This window comes from Hyalangium ruber, assembly GCF_034259325.1.
Taxonomy (GTDB): Bacteria; Myxococcota; Myxococcia; order Myxococcales; family Myxococcaceae; genus Hyalangium_A; species Hyalangium_A rubrum.
On sequence record NZ_JAXIVS010000027.1, the window covers coordinates 21204 to 45533 of the forward strand.

Here is a 24330-nt window from a genome sequence, read left to right on the forward strand (position 1 = left end):
AGACGCTTGCCCAAGAGGAGAGGGAGCCGGATAACGAAGTGGCACTGAAGGGGGAGGACCCATTGATGCGACGGACGAAGAGGATCCAGGCACTGCTCGTGGCCGCGATGGCGGCGGGACTTTCGGGATGTGAGGAGCCTTCGGCGCAAGCAGGAGCGCGGACGACTACGCCCCAGTCCTTGGAGGGAGTCACCCGGGCGCGGGACATCAACACGCGGCCCCAGGGGTTTCCCGACTACGCGGATGAGGGCAAGGGGGAGATCTTCACCACGGCGGCGGGAGTGACCTTCCTGTCGCTGGACGATGGGGCAAGCGGCAACGAGCTCTGGAGGAGCGACGGGACGGAAGCGGGAACCCGGCGCATCAAGGACATCGCCCCAGGGCTGAGCTCTTCCAATCCCTCCCGTTTCGTCGAGCTCCAGGGCACGGTCTACTTCGTGGCCACCAGCGACTTCGCGGAGGTGGGCCTCTGGAAGACGGATGGTACGGAGGCGGGCACGGTGCTCGTGAAGCGCTTCCGGGATGGACGCGACCCGGAGCAAGACATCAGCGCCACGGCTGTCGTGGGCGACAAGGTGCTCTTCATCCGCGAGAGACAGCTCTGGAGCAGCGACGGAACCGAGGCGGGCACGGCCCCCTTCAAGGCGCTCTCGTCGGGGGAGGACTTCTACTCCGACTCCCAGCTGGTCTCCATGGGAGGCGCGGTCTTCTTCACCGCGCTGGACGCCACCCAGGGCGTGGAGCTGTGGAAGACGGATGGCACGCAGGCAGGCACCACGCGCGTCTTCGATCTGGTCCCCGGTGCTCTGAACCGCTCCTCCGCCGAGCTGGAGGCGGTGGGGAGCACGCTCTTCTTCAACGCGGGCAGCTCGCGCAACGAGCTGTGGAAGACGGACGGGACCGAGGCCGGGACGGTGCGGCTCGACAACCAGTCGGGAACGCCCTCCCAGCTGACGGCCTTCCAGAGCAACCTGCTCTTCGTGAAGAACAACCGGCTCTGGCGCAGCGATGGCACGAGCGTGGAAGCCCTCACGGGCACCGACTTCTCCTTGATCTACAAGCCGCAGCCCGTGGGGGGCACGGCGTTCTTTCTCTCCGCCGCTCCGGATGCCAACGAGCCGGAGCTGTGGAAGACGGACGGCACTGTCACGGGCACGGTCCCGGTGGGGGACTTGTGGCCAGGCGAGGCGCGCGGCTACCCCCACGTCTTCCGCGCTTGGCAGAACACGATCTTCTTCCTGGCCTCCGCGGGCGAGGGCCGAACCGGCCTGTGGAAGAGCGATGGCACGGAGGCGGGCACCGTGATGTTGAAGGACTGGGCCCAGGACTGGGACGTCATCCACGACGCCTTCTACGGCGGGCCCGTCCCCGTGGGCGCGTCGCTGTTCTTCAAGATCCGTGGCGCGCAGACGTCGACGGAGGTGTGGCGCACGGATGGGACCGTGGCCGGAACCGTGGCCATGGGGAGCCTCGAGCCTCGGACGAAGCACTCCGTGCTCTCGGTTCGCAACCTGGCGGTGATGCAGGGCTCGGTCCTCTTTCCGGCCGACGATGGCTCGGGGAACCTGGGACTGTGGAAGACCGACGGCACCGAGGCGGGGACCGTGTTGCTGAAGCACTTCGGCGTCCGCCCCGCCGTGGGCATCTCCCTGCCCCTGCTCGTTGGCACCACGCTCTTCTTCGTCACGGATGACGGCGTCCATGGCACGGAGCTGTGGAAGACCGACGGGACGGTGGAGGGGACGCAGCTGGTGAAGGACATCCGCGTGGGGCCTGGGGGCGCGACGATCCTGGAGCTCGTGGCGCTGGGAAACACCCTCTACTTCATCGCCGATGATGGCATCCACGGCGGGGAACTGTGGAAGAGCGATGGGACAGAGGCGGGCACCACACTCGCGATCGATCTGAACCCTGCCGCCAACGAAGGCTCCTACCCCGAGCAGCTGACGGTGGTGAACGGCTCGCTCTACTTTGCCGGCTCCGCCGACGGCACGGACCCGGTGCTGTGGAAGAGCGACGGCACGCAGGGGGGCACGACGCGCTTCCGGGAGCTCTACCCGCGGAACATGCTCGCGGGCGGCAACACCCTCTTCTTCATCACCTCGGACGGAGAGCTGTGGAAGAGCGATGGCACGGGGGAGGGCACGGTTCGACTGCGCCAGGAGTTGGGCGAGGTCAACGAGCCGCGTTGGGTGGGGGACCGGCTGTTCTTCGTCGCGGACGATGGGACCCACGGCCTCGAACCGTGGACGAGTGATGGAACTCCGGAAGGCACCGTGACGCTCGGAGACCTGAACCCAGGCAGCGCATCCTCCTTCGCGGGGGCGTTCACGCGATTGGGCGCGCATGTGCTCTTCGCTGCCTTCGATGATGCGCATGGCTTCGAGCTGTGGCGGACGGATGGCTCCGCGGCGGGTACGGCTCGGGTGTCGGACGCGCGGCCGGGGCCCACCAGCGGACTCTTCGTGCCCTATCTCCTGGATGATGACAGTCCGCTCGACCTGCTCGTGCTGGAGGAGCGCGGGCTGGTCCTCTTCGCGGGGATCGATGATCAGGCAGGCGTCGAGCCGTGGGTGACGGACGGAACCGCGCAAGGCACCGAGCGGTGGGTGGATGCGGCGCCAGGCGCGGGCTCATCGACTCCACTGGCCTTCTCGCGGCTGGGCGACCATGCGTTCTTCTTCGCGAATGACAGCGCCGTGGGCTTCGAGCCCCACCGCATGGTCCTCCCGGACCGCACCGTGCCCGTGCTGAACTGCCCGGCCAATGTCTCCACCACCACCAAGGCGGAGGAGGCACAAGTCGACTATGCGCCCGCCACGGTGACGGACCCCATCGGCAACCCGACGATCGCGTACAGCCATGCCTCCGGTGCCAGCTTCCCGGTGGGCTCCACGACGGTGATGGTGCTGGCCACCGACGCCAGCGGCAATCGGGCACAGTGCTCCTTCTCCGTCACGGTGGAGCGCGATTCCCAGGTCCAGAATCCGGCGCCCGAGACAGAGGACAGTGGCTGTGGGTGTGCGTCCTCCTCGGTGGGCGGAGGCTGGGCGGGGTGGGGCTTGCTGGCGCTGGCGTGGGCAGCGCTGTCTCGCGGAAGAGCGCTCGGTCGCATGTAGGCAGGGCGGCCATGCGGCTAGGGTGGATCCGGGAGGGCCTGCTTGTTACGCACTGAGGCCTTCCAAAGGAGCCGCTGTGTTCCGACTCGAAACCGACCGGGCGCTCATCGAGTCCTTCAGCCCGCGCGACCGCCGGGTCATCGAGATGCCCTCGGCCATTGCCTTCCCGCTCTTCGTTCGCGACTACCTTGCGTGGACGGAGACGTCCGGGGCACGGGTGTACCTCGTCTTCACCGCGCCCGGCAGCCGCAAGCCCATCGGCATCATCTTCCGCCGCGACTCACCGGACCGTGGGATTCCCAGCTCGCGCATCTGTGACTGGTGCCACACCCATGGCTCATCGATCGAGGTGGGCCTGCTCACCACCGACGCGACCAGCAAGCGCCGCGTGGGGGTGAGCCTCTGTGTCGACCTGCGGTGCAAGGAGAAGCTGGAGGAGGCGGCCGACCGCTCCGGACGCCACCCGCGTGCGGCCATCGAGCAGCTCAAGGAGCGCATGTTCCGCTTCGCTCACGAGGCGCTCGGCATCGAAGGTCAACCCGCGGCGTAGGCCCGCGGGCTGGCCGTGGCGCCTCGCCGGCTAGGTCCCCGGCGGTTTGCGCGGCAGGTCCGTGCCGAACGCCGCCTGGAGCAGATCGATGAGTCCCGGCCAGGCTTCGGCCGACAGCCACAGGCCTTCGGCGCAGTGCTCGGCCGAGATCGCCAGCGTCGAAGACTCGAAGAGCCGCGCCGAGACCACCCCCTCCTTCGGGAGCTTGCCGTCCACCTCCAGCACCTGCCCATCCCAGCGGATGCCTGGAGGCAGCAGCTTCTCCGCCAGGGCCCGTATCGCCGCCTGGCCCGCTCCCGCGCGCAGCACGCCCATCAGCAGCGCGGACCCCGCCGGCGACCCTTCCAACTCCACCTTGCCCGGCGTGCGCAGCCACATCTTGTAGCGCCCGGAGGCCAGCTCCAGGCGCTCCAGGGTGGCCTCCACCCGCAGGCGCCAGCCGCTCACGGACAGCCGCACGTCGTACACCGTGCCACCAGACGCCCAGTCGCGCAGCTCCAGCGCCTTCACGTCGCGCAGCACCTGCCGCGAGAGCGCCTCCACGCGGGGATGGGACAGGCGCACCCGCTTGCGCCCCACGTCGATCGCCACATCCGCCGCCAGCGCCGTGGGCAGTCGCTTCACCCAGTCGCGCGCGCCTTCCAGAATCTTCGTCGCCAGTGACTGCCCGGCCATCCTGCTTCCTCCGTGGTGCCGCTGCGGCTTCGAGCATGCCTGGGTTTTCCCTGGGATGGTCGGCCTTTCAGGCAGGCAGGCGGGCGGGCGGGTGACTGCCAAAGCCGCGTACAAGGTCGGACGTCTGAGATTGGGGGCCGGTCCGAGGGAGCGCGGAGGATTCGTCGGGCGGCGCACACTCCTGCCAGCGGAAGATGGGCGGCGAGCACCCCGGCAGGCAGGTTGTACCGTATGCCGCCACTGTCCCCAGGCCCGTCCGAGCGGCCCTTCGGACTCAAGCTCATCATCGGCTACAAGTTCACCAAAGCGACGCTGATGCTGGGCCTGGCGCTCTTCCTGACGGTCGCGCCCGAGAGCGCGGGCGCCCTGGCGAAGCACCTCGCCACCGAGCTCTCCTCGGGAGGGACGTTCATGCGCCGAATCGGAGCGTGGCTCGGGGCGCACAGCCTGGGCACCCTCGTGGCCGAGGCCCGGCTGGCGGCCTGGCTCGACGGGCTCACCACCGCGCTCGAAGGCGGGCTCATCTACCGGGGCAAGGCGTGGGGTGAATGGGTGGTGATCGCGCTGCTGAGCGTGCTCATCCCCGCGGAGCTCGTCTCCATGGCCCGGCGCCCGTCCGAGGCGAAGGTGCTCGTCCTCGTCCTCAACGCGGCCGTCGTCGCCTACCTCGTCTGGCTCCGGCTCCGGGCGGGAAGAGCCCGGAAAGAAATGTTTTAATTGACGTCCCCGAGTGGGTTCCCGCCGGGGAAGCAATTGCTCGCGAGGATGAATTCTTCTCGCGTGGCACCTTTCTTCCCTTGGCGTGTCTCATGCCCTGTTTACAGCGCGGGAGGCGGTTTCTCCGAGCGAGAGCGTCACAATGTTTCAGGGGCGAGGTAAGAACCGCCCACAAATCCAGACGGTCAAATTTCGCTTGCCAGTGTTCAGCATTAAGAGCAACTCTTTGGGCCGCCCTGTGCTGTGGATTGAACCCTGGTTGTCTATGAAATACCAGGAATTCCCATGCAGAGGTGATCTCGGGTGCGACTGCCGTTGCTTGGATTATCGAGGGATCAAATGGCATTGAGAGCTTCGTGGAAGGCATTGCTGCTGATGTCTGCGCTGACAGTCATTTCCTGTGGTGAGGAATTGACTGAACCCCTGACGCAGCCGGCGCTGGAAGCCGCGAGCACGGTGCGCCAGGAGGTCAACAGCCTCAAGAAGGTGCTGATCCTGGGCTCGTCCGTGAGTGGTGGGACCTCGAGCCGCGAGGCCGCGGCCGCGAGCGCCCTGGGGATACCGGTGGAGGTGGTCACCCCCGCCCAGTGGAGCACGATGACGGCCGAGCAGTTCATGAGCTACCGCGCGCTCATCATCGGCGACGGCACGTGCGAGCCAGGGGAGCGCGCGTTCCAGGCGGCCATCGACACCCGCGACAGGTGGGGAGCGATCGTCGACGGCAACGTCGTCATCATCGGCACCAACCCGACGACCAATGGCACCGAGCAGCTCGTGGAGAACGCCATCTCCTTCGCGACCGCGATTCCCAAGCTGACCGGCATGTACGTGGCGCTGGGCTGCGCCTACCAGGGCGCAGCGCCGAACACGCCGGTGCCGCTGCTGCAGCCGTTCGGAAATTTCACGGTGGCGGGTGCCGATTGCGGCGCCCATACCGCTGGGCACGTCTTCTCGCAGTACCCGGCCCTCGTCACGGAGGGGCTCTCGGATGGAGCGCTCAGCGGCAGGGAGTGCGCCGCGCGCTCGGTGTTCACCAGCTACCCGGAGCGCAACTTCTCCATCGCGGCGGTCGCGGTGGATGCGAATGGTTCGCTGCCCGGCTCGCAGCTCCACTTCGACTACGACTGGCAGGAGAGCTTCGCGGGCACGCCCTACATCCTCACGTACGGCACCGCGTCGCTGGGCCTGGGCTGCGGCGGTGACTCGAACCACGTGTCCTCTGGCGAGGAGTGCGACCTGGGGGACAACGGCAACGGCCAGCCGGCGCTCCAGCTCGTGCCGGAGCCGACGTGCTCCTGGTCGTGCCGCGAGAGCTGGTGTGGCGATGGCATCTTGGATCCCGCCATCGGCGAGGAGTGCGATGACGGCGTCCGCAACGGCCGTGAGACGGACGCCAGCGCCAACATCGGCGCGTGTACCGCGTTCTGCAAGATTCCCGACTTCGCGCCCCAGGACGGCCCGCCGGTAGCCCTCTGCCGGGATGTGACGGTCGTGGCCGAGTACACCTGCGGCGTGGAGGCCTTCATCGACAACGGCTCGATGGACGCGGACGGTGACCTGGTGGGCTGCACGCAGAGTCCGGCCGGTCCGTACGCCATCGGCACGACCTCGGTGACGCTGACCTGCACCGACGCCGCGAGCAGGAGCGCCACGTGTACCAGCCTGGTGACGGTGGTGGACCGGGTGGTGCCGACAGTGACGCTGGTGGGCCCGGTCAGCCAGACGCTGGAGTGTGGCTCGGCGTATACGGATCCGGGCGCCACCGCGGGTGATCTCTGTGTGGGGGACCTGACGGCGGCCATCGTTCGGACGGGCTCGGTGAACGCCCACACGCCGGGGATCTACTCGGTGAGCTATGACGTGGAGGACTCGGCCGGGAACAGCCCTGAGGAGGTGACGCGCACGGTCACCGTGAGCGACACGCTGCCGCCAGTGCTGACGCTCAATGGCCCGGCCAGCCAGACGCTGGAGTGCGGCACCCCGTACGCCAACCCGGGCGCCACAGCCTCGGATCTCTGCGCTGGAGACCTGAGCGCCTCCATCGTCACCTCCGGTGCCGTCAACGTCGCGCTGCCGGGCAACTACACGCTGAGCTACGCGGTGGTGGACCCCGCTGGCCAGGGCACCACCCTCGGCAGGACGGTGAAGGTCCAGGACACCCTGGCGCCCCAGCTCCAGGTGCGCCCCGGGCCGTCCGTGCTCGAGTGCAATGGCGCGCCCTACGTGGACCCTGGCGCTACGGCCTCGGACGTCTGCGCCGGCAACCTCACCCCGAACATCGTCGTCACCAGCAACCTCAACCAGACCCAGGCGGGCCAGTACTCGGTCACCTACCGCGTGACGGACAACGCGGGGAACGTGAGCACCGCCGTCCGCTCACTCACGGTGGGCTCTTGCGCCACCTGCATCAACGTCAACCTGAGCGACTACAACCTCTTCCTGCTCGGCGACTACAACGGGGGACACGACGTGGAGGGCAAGGTGGCCGTGGGTGGCAACCTCACCATGACGGACTTCTCGATGGCCCATTCGGTGCCGGACGGCTCAACGGCCCGCTCGGTGGTGGCCGGCGGCAACCTGACGCTCTCCCGCGGTGGTGTCTGGGGAGAGGCTTGGTACGGGGGGAGCTTCAGCGCCGACACCACGGTGGTCTACCCACGAGGCCGCAGCGTGTCCCAGGGCACGCCCATCGACTTCGCCGCCCGGTTCGCGGAGCTGCGCGGCCTGTCCACGAAGCTCGCGGGCCTGACGGTCAACGGCACCACGCGACGCGAGACGTGGGGCGGCGTCATGCTGCGCGGCACGAACGCCCAGGTGAATGTCTTCAAGGTCAACGCCAGCGCCTTCACCGGCGCCAAGCTGCTGTCCATCGAAGCGCCCGCTGGCTCGCTGGTGGTGGTCAACATCTACGGTGCCTCGGCCACCTTCACGGGCTTCGGGCACTCGTTCAGCGGCGGCATCAACCAGAACGGCATCCTCTACAACTTCGTGGACACCACCTCCATCACCGCGCAGGGCTACGGCTTCTGGGGCACGGTGCTGGCGCCCTACGCTCACGTCAACTTCAGCGATGGCAGCTTCGATGGAGGCCTCTACGCCCTGTCGCTGACGGGCAACGCCGAGGGCCACATCAACGTGCTGACCAACCGGCAGATCTGCCGGTAGCGGCCACGCCCGGGCTGGAGACTCGCGGTGTCTCCAGCCCGGCTTCCTGACTCACTCGAACTCGAGCGCGCGCTGGAAGTCGGCGGGGTTGGTGGCTGCGCCGCGGGCCGTTTCCAGGGTGATGATGCCATCGCGGTACAGCTTGCTCAGGTGCTGATCGAAGGACTGCGTGCCGTAGGTGTCGCGGCCCTTCTCGATGACGTCCTTGAGCTCGTTGGCCCGGTCCTCGCGGATGTACTCCTGGACGGTCTTCGTCTGGACCATGATCTCCAGCGCCACCGCGCGCCCCTTGTTGTCGCCACGGGGCAGCAGGCGCTGGGAGATGGTGGCCTTGAGGCTGTCGGCCAGGCGCATGCGCACCATCGCCTGCTCCTCGGCGTTGAACACCGAGACGAGGCGGTTGATGGTGCGCGAGGCGTCCGTGGTGTGAACCGTGGAGAGCACCAGGTGGCCCGTCTCGGAGGCCTTGAGCGCGATGTCGATGGTCTCCGTGTCGCGCATCTCGCCCACGAGGATGACGTCCGGGTCCTGCCGCAGCGCAGCGCGCAGCGCCATCGCGAAGCTGTTCGTGTCCGGGCCGATCTCCCGCTGGGAGATGGAGGACTTGATGTTCTTGTAGACGAACTCGATCGGGTCCTCGATGGTGAGGATGTGCAGGCTCTCGTTGCGGTTGATGTGGTCGATCATCGCCGCCAGCGTGGAGCTCTTTCCCGAGCCCGTGGCCCCCGTCACCAGCACCAGCCCGCGGTCCTGGCTGGCGATGGACTTGAGGACCTCCGGCAGTCCGAGCGTGTCGATGGTGGGCACGCTGGCGGGGATGATGCGCAGGATGACCGCGAGCGTGCCGCGCTGCCGGTAGATGTTCACGCGGAAGCGGGCGACCCCGGCCAGGCCGTACGAGGCATCGTGCTCTTGGAGGGTGTCGATCTGGTTCTTCGCGTTCGGATCATGAATGAGGTGGAGGGCCACCTCGCGGGTGTGCTCCGGGCTGAGCCTGTCCATCTTCAGCGGGCGGAGCACGCCGTTGACGCGATAGATGGGCGGGTCGCCAGGCCGGAAGTGGATGTCGGAGGCGCCGTTCTGCACGCCGACGGAGAGCAGCTTGTCGAGTGTTGCCTTGTCCAGGATTCTTACCTCGCGAAATGGGGGAACCCTAACATCTCGGGGCTCCAGTCCATAAGGCGGTGTCTTGGGTTCTCGTCCTGGACGGCGACAGGGTTAGCGGCGCGTGTCGCGACGCTTCTGCTGGCGGGCTTGCTCCGCTCGGAGTGCGCCACCGATGCGACGGCCAGCCACTTGCCTGGGTGCCGCAAGTGCGTGCCGTAGACGAAATCCACCTCGTGCATTACGGTTCCCCAGCCTATGTCCAGCCCTGCGTCGCCGGATGAGCTCCTCGAGCAACAGGTGAAGGAGCGAGGGGTGCCGCGCCATGTAGGCATCATCATGGATGGCAACGGGCGCTGGGCGGAGGAGCGGGGGCTTGTCCGGCTGGAGGGCCACCGCGAGGGTTCCTCCAGCGTGCGCGAAGTCACCCGTGTTGCGCGCCGCCTGGGCGTCTCCGCCCTGACGCTCTACGCCTTCTCCTCCCAGAACTGGGCCCGCCCCGCCGAGGAAGTGGCCGGACTGATGGAGCTGCTGCGCGAGTACCTGGAGAAAGAGCGCGCGGAGATCCTCGACAACAACATCCGCCTCGATGCCATTGGCGAGCTGGACCGGCTGCCTCGCTATGTGCGTGCGCCGCTGGACCGGCTGCGGGAGGACTCCGCGGGCAACACCGGCATGGTGCTCAGCCTGGCGCTCTCCTACGGCGGCCGCGAGGAGCTGGTACGCGCGGCGCGCCTGCTGGCCGAGGCGGCCGTGCGAGGGGAACTGAAGCCTGCCGCCGTGAACGAGGAGCAGCTGGAGCGCCACCTGTGGACGAACGGCTTGCCTCCGCTGGACCTGGTCATCCGCACCAGCGGAGAGCAGCGTATCAGCAACTTCCTGCTGTGGCAGGCCGCCTACTCGGAGCTGGTGTTCGCTGAAGAGCCGTGGCCGGCCTTCCGCACGCCGGCCTTCCTGGCCTGCCTCGCGGAGTACCAGCGGAGGGAGCGCAGATACGGGCAGACCTCCGCACAGGTGCGGGGCGGCGTCGTCGATCCTACCCCCTCCTGAGTTCAGGCCTAAAAGTGTACAGCCCCGTGGCGAGGCGGCAGGCTGCCGCGCCATGGGGTGGTGCTGACATGCCCTTCGACGTGCGGGAGATCCTCAAGTACCTCGATGAGGGCCACCACCCGGACGCGGGACCTCCGCGTTGGCTGCGGGAGAGCTGGGAGGACCCGGAGGGGTTCTTCGTCGCGTTGAGAGCCGCGCACGCGGGCCGCTCCGCGGTGCAGCCCAAGAGCCAGCCGGGTCAGCACTACGACCTCTTCCATGACCTGGTCCTCCGGCACTTCGACTCGGACCGCGTTGCCCTGCGGGCCTATGACAAGCTCCGGGGATGGCAGACGCTGAGCTACCGCCAGCTTCATGACCGGGCGTCTCGGCGAAGCGCCGAGTGGGCCGAGCAGGGCGTCAAACCCGGGGCGAAGGTCTGCCTCATCTACAACGTGGGAGTGGAACAGGTCATCTCTCTCCTGGCCGCGCTGCAGCTGGGCGCCTGCGTGAGCCTGCTGCCCACCCGAGGCATGAGCTTCGTGCCTCACCGCCTCGAGATTCTGCAGCCAGACCACATCGCCGCCGAGCCCCACCAGGTCCCCCTGTTCGAGGGCTTCGAGAAGCTCTTGCTACGCGGCCGAGGCGTGGCGACCCCGCGCTTCAGCTCGCACGTCTACGAGCCGGATGAGCCCGTTGGCCTGCTGTTCTCGCCGCTGGCGGATCCTCCTGACACGCCCGTGCCGCTTACCGCGGCCCAGGCCTGGCAGGGTGCGCTCTGTGACGGGATGCTCACCTTCGGGTTGGGCGTGGGCGATCACCTCGCGGCTCCCGGCCTCCACTTCCTTCAGCATCAACCGGCTCTGCTCTTCGCCGCGCTGCTGCGAGGCGCCACCTTCCTGCACCTGGAGCTGGAGGATCTCGAACGGGATCCGACACCGCTCTACACGCACCCCATTCACACGATGGGCGTCTGCCCGGAGCTGCGGGAGATCCTCCTGAAGTCCCGGAGCGGGAGCCTCGCGAAGGTCTCCCTCTGGTTCCGAAGCCCCGAGGAGCCACTCGACTGGAAGTCCTGGCGAGACTGGGTGCGCCAGTGCGAACTCACCGAGGCTCAGCACGCCAACGTCCTCATCGACGCCGCGGCAGGGGGCATGGTGGTGGGCTCCCTGAGGAGGGTGGGGGACATCCACGTCGATGCGTCCCCGGCCCCCGGGCGCACCTGGACGTTGAAGGACATCAACATGAGCGGGCAGGAGGCGCCGGGGGATGTCGGCGTCTTCACGCTGTTGCCCGACGAGGAGCGCCCGCCGGGCCACGTCGTCCTCTCGCGCGTGAGAGACCAGCACCTCTATGCCGCCACCCGCGACGTGCGGCGGGAGGGGCGCGTCTACCCCGCCGCCGAGGTGGTGACGGCCCTCCAGGACATGCCCTTCTCCGCGGGCGCCTCGGTGTTCCCGGTGCCAACGGGCGGCTTGCAGGGGCACAGCTACGTGCTGCTCGTGTTCACCGGAGCCGAGCTCCCCGCTGTGACAGCGCGAGAGGCGGGGACGCGCAGGGAGCAGATCCGCCAGCACCTCGAGCTCCAACTGGGCGCCGAGTACCTGCCGGACCGCATCGAGTTCTTCCCGCTCTATCCCCGAATGGCGAAGAAGGGCCTCGACGACGCATGGTGTCGCTCGCAGTACGAGACCGGCGCGCTCCACCGCAAGTCGAACCACCCGATCTTCCGGGCCATCACGGGAGTGCGTGGCCGTTTGCTGGAAAGCGAGGCAAGGTCGGGTGACGATGCGCGGGACCGGATGACCGGGTGAGCTGAGGGAGAGGTCTCATGGGTGCGCAGGTCGTCATGGGCGCCATGCTTCAATGCAGCTTCGGCGTGGCCCCCTCTTCGATGGTGGTGCTGCCGACAAACCACGTCTTGGGCTCCATGCCCGCGGCGAACATCATGGACAACGTGCCGTTGATGAACATCCTGCCGTTCGGGATGTGCCAGTCCCCCTCCAACCCCACGGTCGCCGCCGCGACCGCCGCGGCCCTGGGGGTGCTCACGCCCATGCCGTGTGTGCCGGTGACCACCGCCCCATGGATGCCGGGCGTGCCCACAGTGTTCATCGGCAACATGCCGGCCGTCGACAGCAACTGCAAACTCATGTGCAACTGGGGTGGAGTCATCCAGGTCGTGAGCCCCGGCCAGTTCGTGGTGATGGATGGCTGACGAAGCTTCCTCCCTTCCCCCTCTGGACGGTTCACTGCTCGAGGAGCCCCTCGAGGGCGCCCCGCTGGAGGAGGCGGATTCAGAAGAGCCGGATACGCGGGTGGACGACGTCGCCGACCGGGTGGGAAACGGCGACTACGCCGAGGCCGCGCGCATGGCCGAGGCGCTGTTGCGAGCAGAGGTCCGCGACGTACGGCTCATCAGCCCCTACCTCTTTGGGGTGTTCCACGAGAAGGGGCTCCAGGCGATGCCGGGGCTCTTCCGCTCCATCATCGTCACCCTGACGAAGAGCTGGGACGCCTTCGGCCCGCCGGAGAAGAAGGTCGTCCTCACCGCTAACGGCCTGCGCTGGTTGCTCAAGACGCTGAACAAGCACCTGCTGCACCACGAGAAGCTCAAGGACTCGCGCTGGAAGCAACTGGGCGAGCCCGCCAACCGCGCTCCCCTCGAGGAGGCGATTCCGCTGGCTGGCCAGGTCCTCGCGGCCCTCGATGAGACGCTCCCGGAGAGCGGCTGTGACAAGCCCTTCCGTGCCCTCGTCGCATGGCTGAATGATCACCTGCGCACGCTCCCAGCCCCGAGCGCTCCAGAGCAGAAGGCCTCCCCAGCTCCCGCGAAGCCTGCCTCGGTCTCGGAGCCGGAGCAGGAGCCCGAGGACGAGCAGGTGGCGCCGAGCACCACATCCCCCGTGCGGCGAGCGGCCTCATCGGCGCCAGCCGCTGAGCCGGGCCTGCCCATCTCGCCGCCCATGGCGCTGCTGCTGCGCAAGCTCGAGGCCTTCAACGTGCTCGTCGAGCGCCAGGACTTCCTCAAGGCCGGTGTCGTCGCCATGGACGTGCTGGCCACCGTCGAGCGGTTCGATCCTCGCCTCTACCTGCCGATGATCTTCTCGCGCTTCTACGCGGGCCTGAGCACGCACGCGGAGACATTCGAGCCCTTGCTGCAGAGCACCGAGTCGCTGGCGTTCCGCTCGCTCGATCAGCTCTTCCGGGTCGACCTCGAAGCCTTCCTGGCCCAGGCCGAGCAGGCGGAGGAGTAGTCATCCATGGTGGCGGAGCAGGGCAGGGAGCGTCTCCAGCGGCACGTTGCCGAGCGCATCCAGGACTTCGACATCCCGGCGCTGCTCTCCCTGCTCTCCAGGATGGGCTACGGCAGCGACCAGATCGAGTTCCGTAGCCACCGCACCACGGTGCATCAGCCCCACCTGCTGCAGGAGATCCAGTTCATCCCAGCGGACTTCGACACGCGGTTGGGCAAGGAGCTGCCCGCGCGCGTGGAAGTCACCGTGAACCTGGGCCTGCTGGGCATCCAGACGCCGCTGCCCTCGTTCTTCTTCCGCGAGATGGATCAGATCGATCCGGAGAAGATGGAGCGCTTCATCGGCTACTTCGACCACGTCCTGCTGTCGGCGCGCTTCCGAGGCCTCTTCCCGGAGCGGGACGAGTCGTTGCTGCCAGGGTGGACGGGCAAGGACTCCACGTTGCACCGGCTGCAGCTGCTGCGCCTGGCCAGTCCCAGCAGCCTGCACTGGCTGTGCTCCAAGGTGTTCCCGGAGGCGGAGGTGGCGGTGCAGCGCGAGACGAGCCGCCAGCGCATCGACGCCCGGGGCCTGCGGCTGGGCAGTGGGGCGCTCGGAGATGGGGCCGCCGTGGGAGGCTTCGCCAGCGTCCCCATGGGGGGCGTCATCGTGTGGATCTACCTCGATGGCTCGTCCACCGGGGACGGCAAGCCCTGGGCGGAGGAGGCCCGGCTCCGCCTCCACGAGCGCATCCTCCCGTACCTCGTCGATGCCCTGGCCCCGGTGACGGTGATCCTCGTGCTGAGGGATCAGCAGGGCTTTGCCCAGCTCGAGGACACCAGCTACCTCGGCTACGACCCCATCAGGGGCGGGCCCGAGCACGCGCGACAGATCATCCTCTTCTCGGGCATTCCCTCGAAGGCGCGAAGCACGCGCGAGCGCTGATCAGCCTGTCGAAAAATTGACCGGGCCCGAAGCCCAGCTAGGGTTTTGTGGCAATCCATCAGCATGAGCGCGTCCGAGCATTGGGCGTGGTGGGGTCGAGGCGGGGCAGGGGCGCGTTCTGATTCCGGGAGATACCGTGGCAATCCAGGACGAGCTGCCCAAATCACGCATTACCCTGACCTATCGTACGACGATCAACGGCGAGCCCGAGACCGTCAAGCTGCCGCTGCGCCTGCTCATCCTGGGTGATTTCTCCCTCGGTACCTCGGCGGACCGCCGGGAGAAGGACGAGAACGGCAAGGACAAGAAGAACGAGGCCGGTGACCTCAAGGAGATCGACCTCGAGGCGCGCCGCATGCGCACGCTCAACGGTCGCAACCTCGATGACGTCATGAAGGACATGAAGATGTCCCTCAAGCTCGACAGCATCACCAACTTCATCGATGAGAGCGGGCCGTTGCCGGTCGAGCTGCCGATCACCCGGATGAAGTCGTTCCACCCGGATGAGATCGTCCAGCACGTCCCCAAGCTCAAGGCGCTGCTGCTGCTGCGCAAGCTGCTGGCGGAGATGCAGTCCAGCATCGACAACCGCAAGGACCTGCGCAACGCCATCTACAAGCTCTTCGAGGACGAGGCGCAGCGCAAGGCGATCGCCGACGAGCTGGCTGCCACCCACAAGAGCCTGAAGCTGCCGGCGGGCAAGGCCCCCGATGCCCCCGTGACCCCCACCACCTAGCGCTGGGACGCGTCCGCAGCCCCCTTATCGAGAGAGAACCCGAGGATTCGCCATGGCCGGAGAAGTGAAGAAGTTCATCGAGAGCCTGAAGTTCGAGCCTCTCACCGAAGAGCAGCTCAAGGTGTCGCTCATCAAGGATGACTTCACCGAGAACACGGACATCACCAAGCAGCTGGAGGAGAAGAAGCTGAAGGACAAGGAAGCCGATGCAATGCGCTTCCTCTCCAGCCTGGCGGCCCTGCTCCAGAACGTGGAGCCGGTCGCGCCCGCCGACCCCAAGGGCAAGGCCCGCTTCGACAAGGGCCGGGTGGCTCGGGCCATCGAGAAGATCGATGACCTGATCAACCTCCAGATGAACGAGATCCTCCACAACGAGAAGTTCCAGCAGATGGAGGCCGCCTGGCGTGGGTTGGAGGACCTGGTCACCAACACCAACTTCAAGGCCGATATCACCATCGACCTGCTGGACGTGGAGAAGAAGGAGCTCGCCCAGGACTTCGAGAACAACTCGAGCAACATCTTCTCCAGCGCGCTCTTCGAGAAGGTCTACATCCAGGAGTACGATCAGTACGGTGGTCGTCCCTACGGTGTGATGATCGGCCTGTACGAGTTCGACTCGACGCCCGCCGACCTCAAGTGGCTGCAGTTGATGGGCAAGGTGGCCAACGCGGCCCACTGCCCCTTCGTGTCCTCGGCCAACTTCAAGTTCTTCGACGGCGCCTACAAGAAGGCCCAGGACGTGGAGGCCATCAAGGACCTCGACGGCCATCTGGCGCATCCGAAGTTCAGCCGCTGGAACAAGCTGCGCGACACCGAGGAGGCTGCCTACATCGGCCTGACCTTCCCCCGCTATGTCCTGCGCTCGCCCTGGCACCCGGAGAAGAACCCCTGCGAGGTGCTCAACTTCGAGGAGGACACCCGGGCTGACAACAAGTCGATCATCAAGCTCGAGAGCTTCCCGACGGAGGACCAGAAGGCCATTCGCCGCGTCGAGGAGGACAAGATCTCGGACCCGGAGGATCCGCGCAAGGATCCGAAGAAGGACCCACGTCAGATCGACCAGTCCAAGTACCTCTGGGGCAACGCGGCGATCCTGTTCGCCCGCAACATGGTCAAGGCCTTCGAGATCGCCGGCTGGTGCCAGGCCATCCGCGGGCCCAAGGGCGGCGGCCTCATCACCGGCCTGCCGGTGGACACCTTCCCGCTGCGCGGCCAGGAAGAGATGATGCCGCCGGTGGAGATCGCCATCCCGGACTACCGCGAGTACGAGTTCGCGCGAAACGGCATCATGCCGCTCGTCTATCGCAAGGGCTCCGGTGACGCGACGTTCTTCAGCACCCAGTCGCTCAAGGTGACCAAGCGGTTCAAGGACCCGAAGGACTCGGAGAACTCGCAGCTGGTGGCCAACCTGGCCTACACGTTCTCCATCACGCGGCTGGCGCACTACATCAAGTGCATCATGCGCGACAACATCGGCAGCACCGCCGACGCCGTCTACATCCAGCAGCAGATCGAAGCCTGGCTGGCGGGGTACGTGACGACGGTAGCCAACCCGGACGACCTCACCGTGCGCCGCTTCCCGTTCAAGGCCACGAGCGTCGAGGTCATCTCCCGTCCCGGCGAGATCGGCTGGTACGACTGCAAGGTCGCCGTGCTGCCGCACATCCAGTTCGAGGGCCTGAACGTGACGCTGATGCTGGAGTCCCGGCTCGGCTGATCCCCATCGGAACCCCTCGCCACAACCATCTTCGTAGGAGTGGGAAATGCCTCAATTCTCCCGTGCGCTCGACGTCTACCAGGGCTTCAACTTCAAGAAGGACAAGCAGTCCCCCATTGGCTACATCCTCTCGATCAAGATCGGCGATCAGGACCTGACCGCGGACCAGGAGACGCTGAAGGATCCGGAGCAGCCGGCCAACGCGCTGGCCGACAAGGTCGTGGCGGTGCTCAACCACTACCTGTGGGAGACCGGTACCACGGACGCGATGTACTTCTCCGGCCAGGTCTCCACGGCGAACAAGCAGAAGCTCGCCGAGATGATCCTGGGCTCGTTCTCGAACATCCAGGTGGCCTTCAAGTACGTCGTCTACGAGTACGATCCGCTCGCGAAGAAGTACTTCAAGTCCAACTACGTGGACGCGGTGGTCAACGGGCTGCTCGAGAAGAGCGGCGACGAACTGAACATCTCCGTAGCGGATGACCCGTCCGCCGAGGTGCAGTCGCCGAAGAACTACACCTTCCAGATCGGCATCAAGCCCCAGACGACGGAGCAGTCGGTGAACATCGCCACCGCCTCTTCGAAGAACATCGTCAAGCAGTGGGGCGTGACGGAGACGGCGTAGCCTGAGCCGCGCCTGAGCATGAACGAGCCCTGGAAGTTCAAGCTCGCGCGCGTCCATTGGGAGGTGGGGCAGACCCTCCTCCCGATGCACTTCACCACCCAGGAGGAGGCGCTCAAGGCGGAGATGCGGCTGCACGCCGCGCTCTCCGGGCTGCCCTCCTATGGGATCGCCGAGCTGCGTTGGGACAGCACGCAGCTCGGCGAGGGCTTCATCGCCATCTCGTCGTTGACGGCGGTGACGAAGGCGGGCTTCGTCATCCATGTCCCGGGCAATGCGACCGTCGAGCGCTTCCCGTTGGACGACAAGGGCCGGCCGGAGCTCACCCTCTACCTCCATGTGCTCAGCGGCACCCGCACGGAGGAGGCGGACGCCAAGCGCATCCCGCTCTATGCCAAGGATCCCCTGGGCCTGGAGCGCGTCATCCACGAGCTGCAGCTCTCCATCGATCCGCAGCTGGATGGCTCCATCGACTCGTTGGAGCTGGCGCGGGTGGAGCAGGGCAAGGACAAGCAGTGGCGCCTGGTGGAGAAGTGGGCACCGCCGCTGCTGCTCGTCGGGGCCAATCCGCTGCTGGACTGGCTGCTCGATGACCTGGCCCCGTTCTTGAGCGGGGTGGAGAACCAGCTCCGCGCCCACTTCATCGACGACATCAACCTCAACCAGCACCACCGCAACAGCGCTGGGCGAGTGCTGTGCGAGGTGCATCGCGTGCTGGCGATGCTGGCGGACTTGAAGAAGGGGCGCGTCTATCTGCACCCCTATCACCTGTTCGACGCGCTCCGGCGCCTGTACTTCGAGACCTGCTCCTACCTGGGAGAGCTGCCCAGCCCGAAGCTCCCCGTCTACGAGCATGACTGGATCGGCGAAGGGCTCGCGGAGTGGTACCGGTTGCTCGAGCAGGGCTTCAGGCCCGAGGTCACCCGCTCCACCTACCAGCCCTTCGACTTCCGGGAGGGGAAGTTCATCCTCTCTCCGTTGCCGGAGGAGGCCCGCTCCGCGTCCGACATCTACCTGCTCGTGAAGCGTCGGGACGGCAAGAAGGTCTCCATCGATGGCATCAAGGTGGCCAGCCCTTCTCGGCTCTCCACGGTGCGCCGCATGGCGCTCAAGGGGATCCAGCTCAAGCCCGTGGAGTACGTGGCCTTCCCTCATGGCATGGACGATGACCTCGACTGGTACCAGCTCCAGATCACTCGGAACGAGGAGTGGACGCAGCACGCCCTGAAGGAGAACGGCCTGGCCTTCTTCCCCACCACGGAGTTGCACCAGGACAGCGATGTCTCGCTGTTCTGGCGCGCGTGAGATGGCTCGCAAGTCGTTCCTCGACAAGTTCAAGGGCGACAAGTCCGGACACAGCGTCCGGGACAGCCTCACGCACGTGATTCGCAACATCGAGGCCGTGCTGAACACCAAGTCGGGCTACGGCTACTTCGTTCGGGACTTCGGGCTCGGGGCCTACACCGAGAAGTATGGCTCACGGGATCTGCTCAAGACGCTCGTCGAGGAGATCCAATCGGAGATCGAGCAGCACGAGCCGCGCATGAGCGAGGTGTCGGTGGAGCTCAAGGGGCGGGATAGCGGACTCTGGCTGCACTTCGAGTTGAAGGGGGTCGTCAACGACCAGCCGTGCAAGCTGCGGCTCTCCTTCCACACCGTGAGCGGCTTGGTTCGCGTCGAGGAGAGCGCTTGATGGAGACCGGCTTCACGGACCGGCTGGTCCCCACCCTCAAGCTCACCCTCGCCGGCACGGAGCACACCATCCCTTCCGGCAACGTGAGGACCTTCGAGCTCGACCTGTGCGGCTGGGGGCTGGAAGGCTGGGTGGAGTTCCTTGTCGTCGATGATCAGGGACGAGGGGGGAAGCAGAAGGACGAGATCCTGGCGGACTTCCTCGAGGCGGACCTGGGCGAGGTCTCGCTCGAGCTCAAGGCGTCCTTCACCGACTCGCCGACGATGCCGGAGGTCACCTCCCTGCAGGTGAAGGGCCTCATCATCGACAAGTCGCTCACGGAGATGCCGGCCACGATGGCGAAGGGGGCGCCGCTCCTGCATCGTCGCTACAGCGTCCACTTTTGTGACGCGGCCCGGCTGCTGTGGCGCCAGCACCACCCCACCGTCCTCTACACCAGCAAGACGCTCAAGGATGTGTTCGACGCCCACAAGGGCGACAAGATCTCCCTGACGTATGACTGGACCGACGGCTTGGAGACCTCCTGCCCGATGATCTTCCTCGGGCTCGATCCGGACTCGGGCGCGAGCTTCTATGACTTCATGCTCTGGTACGTCGATACGCGTAACGGCGTGCTGAGCTACGACTACACGGAGCAGGGCTACAAGCTCTCCGCCGCCAAGGATGCCTCCGGGACACCCCTGGACCTTCGCCCCGAGGACGTGGCGGAGGTGGAGGTGGTCTTCCCGGAGGTCATCCGCCACGACGTGACGGTGCTCAACTCCTACACGGAAAGCACGGCGACGGAGGCCATCACCCAGGAGCAGGCGGTCTCCGGGATTCGACAGGACATCCTGCTGCGCACGCCCATCGCCGACGAGGTGCAGGCGCGGGTGACGCTGGAGACGGCGCGGCTCAAGATCCGAGGGCTGGAGGTGGAGCTGAAGTGGCGGCGCCTGCCAGCCGCCTCCTTCACGCCGGGGATGCTGGTGAAGCTGCCTGGCACCACGGGGTTCTCGGCCGCGGGAGTCCCTGCCTCCGAGACCTTCCGCGTTCGCCGGATGCACCTGCGCGGTGAGGCCATCGAGGCCGGAGCGGACTCGGAGCACCAGGGCACCACCGCTGGCTACCACTTCTCGATGAGCTCCCGTCTGGAGCGCAAGGACGAGACCTACGTCGAGCTGCCCGAGTACAGGGCGCCACGCTATCCGCGCTACATCGAGGGGAAGATCGTCAGCGAGGTGGGCGAGGACACCCACGAGACCTGGCAGGCGTACACCGACTCCGAGACCTCGGTGGACAGCTACAAGGTGAAGATCCCCCTGTGGGAGAACCAGATCATCACCGTCCCGTTCAACGCGAACCTGCAGCCGGGCCAGTTCTACTTCCCGGCCTACAAGGGCTCACGCGTGCTGGTGGCGATGGACTTCCAGCAGGCCTGGCTCAAGCGCTTCCTCGACTGGCGCGCTGGAGCCCGTATGCCCTCGGATGGGCAGGGCGTGCAACTGCTCATGGGCAAGACGACGACGAGCGGCACGGCGATGAAGCACTACTACGAGGACGCCAAGCCGGTGTTCCAGCTCCAGCGCATCAACGACAAGGACACGGCGAAGATCGAGGTCAAGGAAGGCTCCCTGCTCATCCTGGTTCAGGAAGAGCAGTCATGACGGTTGGCGAGGGCTCATGGGCACCCTGGTTTGCAAGATCGAGCTGGACAAGCAGAAGGGCATCACCGTGACGGTGGAGAACGCCGACGGGAAGATCACCCAGACGGTGACCATGGACGGCACGACGATGACGCTCAAGGTGGCGGGCGAGTCGGACACCAGCACCGTCGTCCAGAAGGCCGACAGCATCGCCGTCACCTGCAAGACCTACACGCTCGACGCCGAGACCATCACGCTCACCTCCACGAAGGCCTCGAAGTGGACGAGCCAGGACACGCTGGAGGTGACGAGCACCAAGGACATGACTTTCACCTCCAGCGCCAAGCTCACGCAGAGCGCCACCCAGGACGCCAAGCTCTCCTCGAGCGCCAACGTGAACGTGGAGGCGACCAGCAACCTCACCATGAAGGGCATGGCGGCGGCGATGTCGGCCACGGCGGGGGAGGCGAAGGTGGATGGGCTGACGCTCAAGCTGAGCGGCCAGAGCCAGGCGGAGATGGCGGCGGCGATCGCCAAGGTGACGGCCCAGGGCCAGCTGAGCCTCGAGTCGTCGGGCCTGGCCAACCTGAAGGGCTCGATGACGACGGTGGGCGGCTCACTGGTGAAGCTGGGCTGACGGCGAGGCGCCGGGAGGAGGGACCGTGAAGGACTTATCGGAGCGAATCTACCTCGACTACCTGTCCGAATTGGACGGGCTCGAGCGCTTCCGTCAGCGCTTCCAGGAGCGCCACCCCGCCATCCCGCTGGAGCGCGAGGACCCGGACGTGCGGCGCCTCATCGAGGCGATGGCCTATTTCTCGGTGCAGACGCGCAACGCCACGATGAAGAACCTGCGCTCCACGTGGCGCCGGCTCTTCGCCGGCTTCTTCGACTTCCTGCTGGAGCCGGTCCCCGCGTCGGCCATGATCCAGGCGTTGCCAGGGGAGCGGATGGCCGAGGTGGTGGAGCTGCCACGCGGCACGGAGATCCGGTTGGCGCCCGCGGACGGAAAGGCGGGTGCCTTCCGCCTCCAGCGGGATCTGCGCGTGCTGCCTGTCTACATCGAGCGCTCGGAGGTGGTGCGGCGCGAGGGAGGCTTCCGGCTCATCGTGACCTTCCGGTCTCGCTTCACGCGCCCGGACCCCGTCGGTGTCCTCAGCCTTCACGTTCGCCACCTGGATGAGTACCGGACGTCGCTGGCCGTCTTCCACGCGCTGCAGAAGTCCCTGGAGCGGGTGAGCGTCGTCTACAACGAGCCCGCGGACGCGTACCAGAAGGGGCTGCTGTGCAAGGAGGTCTCCTTCAGCCGTGCGCCGCCCGCGCCGGATGACGCGGTGGCCTACTCGCACCCCCTCCAACGCCTGCGCTCATTCTTCCAGTTGCCCGAGCAGCAGCTCTTCGTCCACATCCAGGTGCCGACCAGCCCGGTGGACTGGGAGCGGTTCTCGCTCTGCTTCGATCTCAAGTCGGACTGGAGGACGGGCAACTCCCATCACCCGGACTTCTTCGTGCCCTTCAGCGTGCCGGTGACCAACCTCAAGCGCGAGCCGGCCCAGGTCATCACCGCCGATGGCACGCGCACCGAGTACGCCATCCGGAGCGTGAGCACCGGGCGCGAGTTCAGCCTGCACTCGGTGCAGGGGGTGTACGAGCTGACCAAGGCAGGGCGGGCGCCGCTGCGGCCGAGCTACCTTCCGGACGTCAATGCGGACGCACGGAAGCCGGGCGAGCAGTCACCCAGCTATGAGATCGACGAGACGATCGATGCGAGCCTGAACGCGCACCAGAGCCTCATCGTCCACATGCCCGAGGCCTTCACGACGCCGCGCAAGCTGCAGGTGGAGGCGCTCTGGTATCAGCCGGGGTTTGCCCCCGAGGCGTCGGGCCGTATCAAGGCGACGCTCCCGGGGCGGCACATCGATGGGCTGGAGTGGCAGGTGTCCGGTGAGGTCAAGCAGCACCTCGACAGCCACCTGCAGCACGACATGTCCGCGCTCGTCCATGTGCTCTCCATGCGGACCCGGTCGACGCTGACGCGCGATGACCTCATCGCGTTGCTCAACTACCTCGGCACGCCCATGGAGAGCCCGTTCCGCAGGGTGCTCCCCTGGTTGCGCGATCTGACGGTCACCACCCAACCCGACGGAGCGCTCCGCGGCACGGGAATCCAGCACCTCTACAAGGCGGAGTTCGACGCGTTCGACCCCAGCTTCGAGCCCCTGGTCGTCTGCTTTCTTGATCAGGTGAGAGAACTGCTCGATGTATGGAATAATGAGGCAACGGTGGAGCTGCGGGCCACCGTCGCCGGTCGAGAGCTTTTCCCGCCGAAGAAGTCGCCATGAATCTCGAGCACTGGAAGGCCATCCTCGGAACGTACCGGCAGGGGAACGCGCTGATCGAGAAGCTGGTGCCGTCGGCGGCGCAGGTGAAGCCCGAGCGTCTGAAGTACCTCCAGGAGCAGCTCATCGAAGAGCTGCTCAAGCTGCAGATGGCGCTCAGCGTCGACATGCGGGCCGACCTGGTGAAGGACCTCCTGCGGCCGCTCACCTACCTCTTCGATGAGCTCGTGCTGCGCAGGCTGGAGGACAAGGACCCCTCGCTGTGGCCGATGCTCCAGAAGCACTTCTTCGAGCTGGACTGGGGCGGTGACCACTTCTTCGAGTTCACCGAGGAGATGCTGAGGCAGCCGGGCACGCCCATCCCGGTCTACGAGATGCTGCACTTCTGCCTGGGCGCGGGCTTCGTCGGCCGCTATGCGAGCTGGCCGGCCAAGATCCTCGATTACATGAAGGAGCTCTCGGCCCGCATCCCCAAGCCGGCCGCGGTCACGCCGCCGCCTCCGCTGCCTCCCGCGGAGCCTCTCCAGGCCTACGATTTCCCCCTCCGGTACTACGTGACGACCGGTTTCGTGATTGTCTGTCTGCCGGTGGTATTGTGGGCGCTCTCGAATTGAGTTGAGGGCGCGGAGATGAGGGAGCCGAGCATGCCCCCCAGGACGGCGGTGGCACCGGCGGCGCTGCTGGAGGAACTGGTGCGCGTCATCGCGGCCAGCCCCAGCTCGACGCTGGAGAGCCTGCGTGCCCTGGTTGCTCCCAGTCCTGATGGGGTGCGCCCCTGGTCCTTGGCGCCAGAGGCATGGCGCGCGCAACTGGTGGAGGAGATGACGGGCGCACGCCGTGAAGGCGTGGCATTCCTGCTCGCCGACGTGGTGCAGGGCGTGTCCGCCCTCTACCCGGATAAGGCGGGGGCGTTGCCCTCGCCCAAGGAAGAGGAGAAGGGGCGCGCGAAGATGGCGAAGCTCCTGGACCAGCTGGAAGACATCCTGGAGGCGATCGATCTCTGGGATGTGTCCGCCGACCCCTTGGCCGCCAAGGGTGGGAGACGGGGAGGAAGCTGA

Annotated in this window: 21 protein-coding genes; 19 read left to right on the plus strand and 2 right to left on the minus strand. The window is 66.7% G+C overall.

Features of this window, described 5'->3' with window-relative positions; genetic code table 11:
- The first annotated feature begins 65 nt into the window (after positions 1-65).
- Complete coding sequence (locus tag SYV04_RS42115; protein ID WP_321551769.1) at positions 66-3119, plus strand: ELWxxDGT repeat protein; 3054 nt, start codon at positions 66-68, stop codon at positions 3117-3119.
- Positions 3120-3195: 76 nt separating this feature from the next.
- On the plus strand, positions 3196-3669 hold the full coding sequence (locus SYV04_RS42120) for an FBP domain-containing protein (protein ID WP_321551770.1): 474 nt from the start codon (positions 3196-3198) through the stop codon (positions 3667-3669).
- Positions 3670-3699: 30 nt separating this feature from the next.
- On the opposite strand, the gene SYV04_RS42125 is transcribed toward SYV04_RS42120, so the two are convergent.
- Positions 3700-4344, minus strand: coding sequence for a hypothetical protein (locus tag SYV04_RS42125; protein ID WP_321551771.1), 645 nt, complete (start codon positions 4342-4344; stop codon positions 3700-3702).
- Between the two features lie 231 nt (positions 4345-4575).
- Between SYV04_RS42125 and SYV04_RS42130 the strand changes: the two genes are divergently transcribed.
- Both SYV04_RS42130 and SYV04_RS42135 read left to right on the plus strand, forming a co-directional pair.
- Positions 4576-5061 (plus strand): DUF2127 domain-containing protein, encoded by a 486-nt coding sequence (locus SYV04_RS42130; protein WP_321551772.1) that lies wholly within the window; start codon positions 4576-4578, stop codon positions 5059-5061.
- Between the two features lie 411 nt (positions 5062-5472).
- Positions 5473-8226 carry a choice-of-anchor A family protein gene (locus tag SYV04_RS42135; protein ID WP_321551773.1) on the plus strand — a complete coding sequence of 918 codons (2754 nt, stop codon included), beginning with the start codon at positions 5473-5475 and terminating at the stop codon, positions 8224-8226.
- Between the two features lie 51 nt (positions 8227-8277).
- On the opposite strand, the gene SYV04_RS42140 is transcribed toward SYV04_RS42135, so the two are convergent.
- Positions 8278-9351: a type IV pilus twitching motility protein PilT gene (locus SYV04_RS42140; RefSeq protein ID WP_321551812.1), complete on the minus strand. Its 1074-nt coding sequence runs from the start codon at positions 9349-9351 to the stop codon at positions 8278-8280.
- 237 nt (positions 9352-9588) lie between these two features.
- Here SYV04_RS42140 and uppS point away from each other — a divergent pair, with 237 nt between their 5' ends.
- From uppS to SYV04_RS42215, 15 genes are all read left to right on the plus strand, one after another.
- A complete protein-coding gene (gene uppS / locus SYV04_RS42145) occupies positions 9589-10380 on the plus strand; it encodes a polyprenyl diphosphate synthase (protein WP_321551774.1) in 792 nt (263 codons plus the stop codon).
- 68 nt (positions 10381-10448) lie between these two features.
- Complete coding sequence (locus SYV04_RS42150; protein ID WP_321551775.1) at positions 10449-12173, plus strand: AMP-binding protein; 1725 nt, start codon at positions 10449-10451, stop codon at positions 12171-12173.
- A gap of 17 nt (positions 12174-12190) precedes the next feature.
- Complete coding sequence (locus SYV04_RS42155; RefSeq protein WP_321551776.1) at positions 12191-12577, plus strand: DUF4280 domain-containing protein; 387 nt, start codon at positions 12191-12193, stop codon at positions 12575-12577.
- Complete coding sequence (locus SYV04_RS42160; protein ID WP_321551777.1) at positions 12570-13616, plus strand: type VI secretion system protein IglI family protein; 1047 nt, start codon at positions 12570-12572, stop codon at positions 13614-13616. Before SYV04_RS42155 ends, SYV04_RS42160 begins: the two co-directional genes overlap by 8 nt.
- 6 nt (positions 13617-13622) lie before the next feature.
- Positions 13623-14540: a hypothetical protein gene (locus SYV04_RS42165; RefSeq protein ID WP_321551778.1), complete on the plus strand. Its 918-nt coding sequence runs from the start codon at positions 13623-13625 to the stop codon at positions 14538-14540.
- Positions 14541-14676: 136 nt separating this feature from the next.
- The gene (gene tssB, locus SYV04_RS42170; RefSeq protein ID WP_321551779.1) at positions 14677-15276 is read left to right on the plus strand and encodes a type VI secretion system contractile sheath small subunit; all 600 of its coding nucleotides are present in this window, start codon (positions 14677-14679) and stop codon (positions 15274-15276) included.
- Positions 15277-15328: 52 nt separating this feature from the next.
- A complete protein-coding gene (locus SYV04_RS42175) occupies positions 15329-16993 on the plus strand; it encodes a type VI secretion system contractile sheath large subunit (protein ID WP_321551780.1) in 1665 nt (554 codons plus the stop codon).
- 46 nt (positions 16994-17039) lie between these two features.
- A complete protein-coding gene (locus tag SYV04_RS42180; RefSeq protein WP_321551781.1) occupies positions 17040-17618 on the plus strand; it encodes a hypothetical protein in 579 nt (192 codons plus the stop codon).
- A gap of 18 nt (positions 17619-17636) precedes the next feature.
- Complete coding sequence (tssK, locus tag SYV04_RS42185; protein ID WP_321551782.1) at positions 17637-18920, plus strand: type VI secretion system baseplate subunit TssK; 1284 nt, start codon at positions 17637-17639, stop codon at positions 18918-18920.
- A gap of 1 nt (position 18921) precedes the next feature.
- A complete protein-coding gene (gene tssE, locus SYV04_RS42190; protein WP_321551783.1) occupies positions 18922-19308 on the plus strand; it encodes a type VI secretion system baseplate subunit TssE in 387 nt (128 codons plus the stop codon).
- A complete protein-coding gene (locus SYV04_RS42195; protein WP_321551784.1) occupies positions 19308-20954 on the plus strand; it encodes a hypothetical protein in 1647 nt (548 codons plus the stop codon). The genes tssE and SYV04_RS42195 overlap by 1 nt, the downstream gene beginning before the upstream one ends.
- A 16-nt stretch (positions 20955-20970) precedes the next feature.
- On the plus strand, positions 20971-21570 hold the full coding sequence (locus SYV04_RS42200) for a hypothetical protein (protein WP_321551785.1): 600 nt from the start codon (positions 20971-20973) through the stop codon (positions 21568-21570).
- A gap of 25 nt (positions 21571-21595) precedes the next feature.
- Positions 21596-23275, plus strand: a complete 1680-nt coding sequence (locus tag SYV04_RS42205) for a type VI secretion system baseplate subunit TssF (protein ID WP_321551786.1) — start codon at positions 21596-21598, stop codon at positions 23273-23275.
- Positions 23272-23886 carry a DotU family type IV/VI secretion system protein gene (locus SYV04_RS42210; protein ID WP_321551787.1) on the plus strand — a complete coding sequence of 205 codons (615 nt, stop codon included), beginning with the start codon at positions 23272-23274 and terminating at the stop codon, positions 23884-23886. Before SYV04_RS42205 ends, SYV04_RS42210 begins: the two co-directional genes overlap by 4 nt.
- A gap of 30 nt (positions 23887-23916) precedes the next feature.
- Positions 23917-24330, plus strand: a complete 414-nt coding sequence (locus SYV04_RS42215; RefSeq protein WP_321551788.1) for a hypothetical protein — start codon at positions 23917-23919, stop codon at positions 24328-24330.

Bases quoted from the DNA above. Each gene is read 5' to 3' on its own strand.
- SYV04_RS42180 (WP_321551781.1), top strand. From the start codon at position 17,040: ATGCCTCAATTCTCCCGTGCGCTCGACGTCTACCAGGGCTTCAACTTC.
- SYV04_RS42200 (WP_321551785.1), top strand. From the start codon at position 20,971: ATGGGCACCCTGGTTTGCAAGATCGAGCTGGACAAGCAGAAGGGCATC.
- SYV04_RS42130 (WP_321551772.1), top strand. From the start codon at position 4,576: ATGCCGCCACTGTCCCCAGGCCCGTCCGAGCGGCCCTTCGGACTCAAG.
- SYV04_RS42150 (WP_321551775.1), top strand. From the start codon at position 10,449: ATGCCCTTCGACGTGCGGGAGATCCTCAAGTACCTCGATGAGGGCCAC.
- uppS (WP_321551774.1), top strand. From the start codon at position 9,589: ATGTCCAGCCCTGCGTCGCCGGATGAGCTCCTCGAGCAACAGGTGAAG.
- SYV04_RS42195 (WP_321551784.1), top strand. From the start codon at position 19,308: ATGGAGACCGGCTTCACGGACCGGCTGGTCCCCACCCTCAAGCTCACC.
- SYV04_RS42155 (WP_321551776.1), top strand. From the start codon at position 12,191: ATGGGTGCGCAGGTCGTCATGGGCGCCATGCTTCAATGCAGCTTCGGC.
- SYV04_RS42215 (WP_321551788.1), top strand. From the start codon at position 23,917: ATGCCCCCCAGGACGGCGGTGGCACCGGCGGCGCTGCTGGAGGAACTG.
- tssK (WP_321551782.1), top strand. From the start codon at position 17,637: ATGAACGAGCCCTGGAAGTTCAAGCTCGCGCGCGTCCATTGGGAGGTG.
- SYV04_RS42175 (WP_321551780.1), top strand. From the start codon at position 15,329: ATGGCCGGAGAAGTGAAGAAGTTCATCGAGAGCCTGAAGTTCGAGCCT.
- SYV04_RS42125 (WP_321551771.1), bottom strand. From the start codon at position 4,344: ATGGCCGGGCAGTCACTGGCGACGAAGATTCTGGAAGGCGCGCGCGAC.
- tssE (WP_321551783.1), top strand. From the start codon at position 18,922: ATGGCTCGCAAGTCGTTCCTCGACAAGTTCAAGGGCGACAAGTCCGGA.
- SYV04_RS42210 (WP_321551787.1), top strand. From the start codon at position 23,272: ATGAATCTCGAGCACTGGAAGGCCATCCTCGGAACGTACCGGCAGGGG.
- SYV04_RS42115 (WP_321551769.1), top strand. From the start codon at position 66: ATGCGACGGACGAAGAGGATCCAGGCACTGCTCGTGGCCGCGATGGCG.
- SYV04_RS42160 (WP_321551777.1), top strand. From the start codon at position 12,570: ATGGCTGACGAAGCTTCCTCCCTTCCCCCTCTGGACGGTTCACTGCTC.
- SYV04_RS42165 (WP_321551778.1), top strand. From the start codon at position 13,623: ATGGTGGCGGAGCAGGGCAGGGAGCGTCTCCAGCGGCACGTTGCCGAG.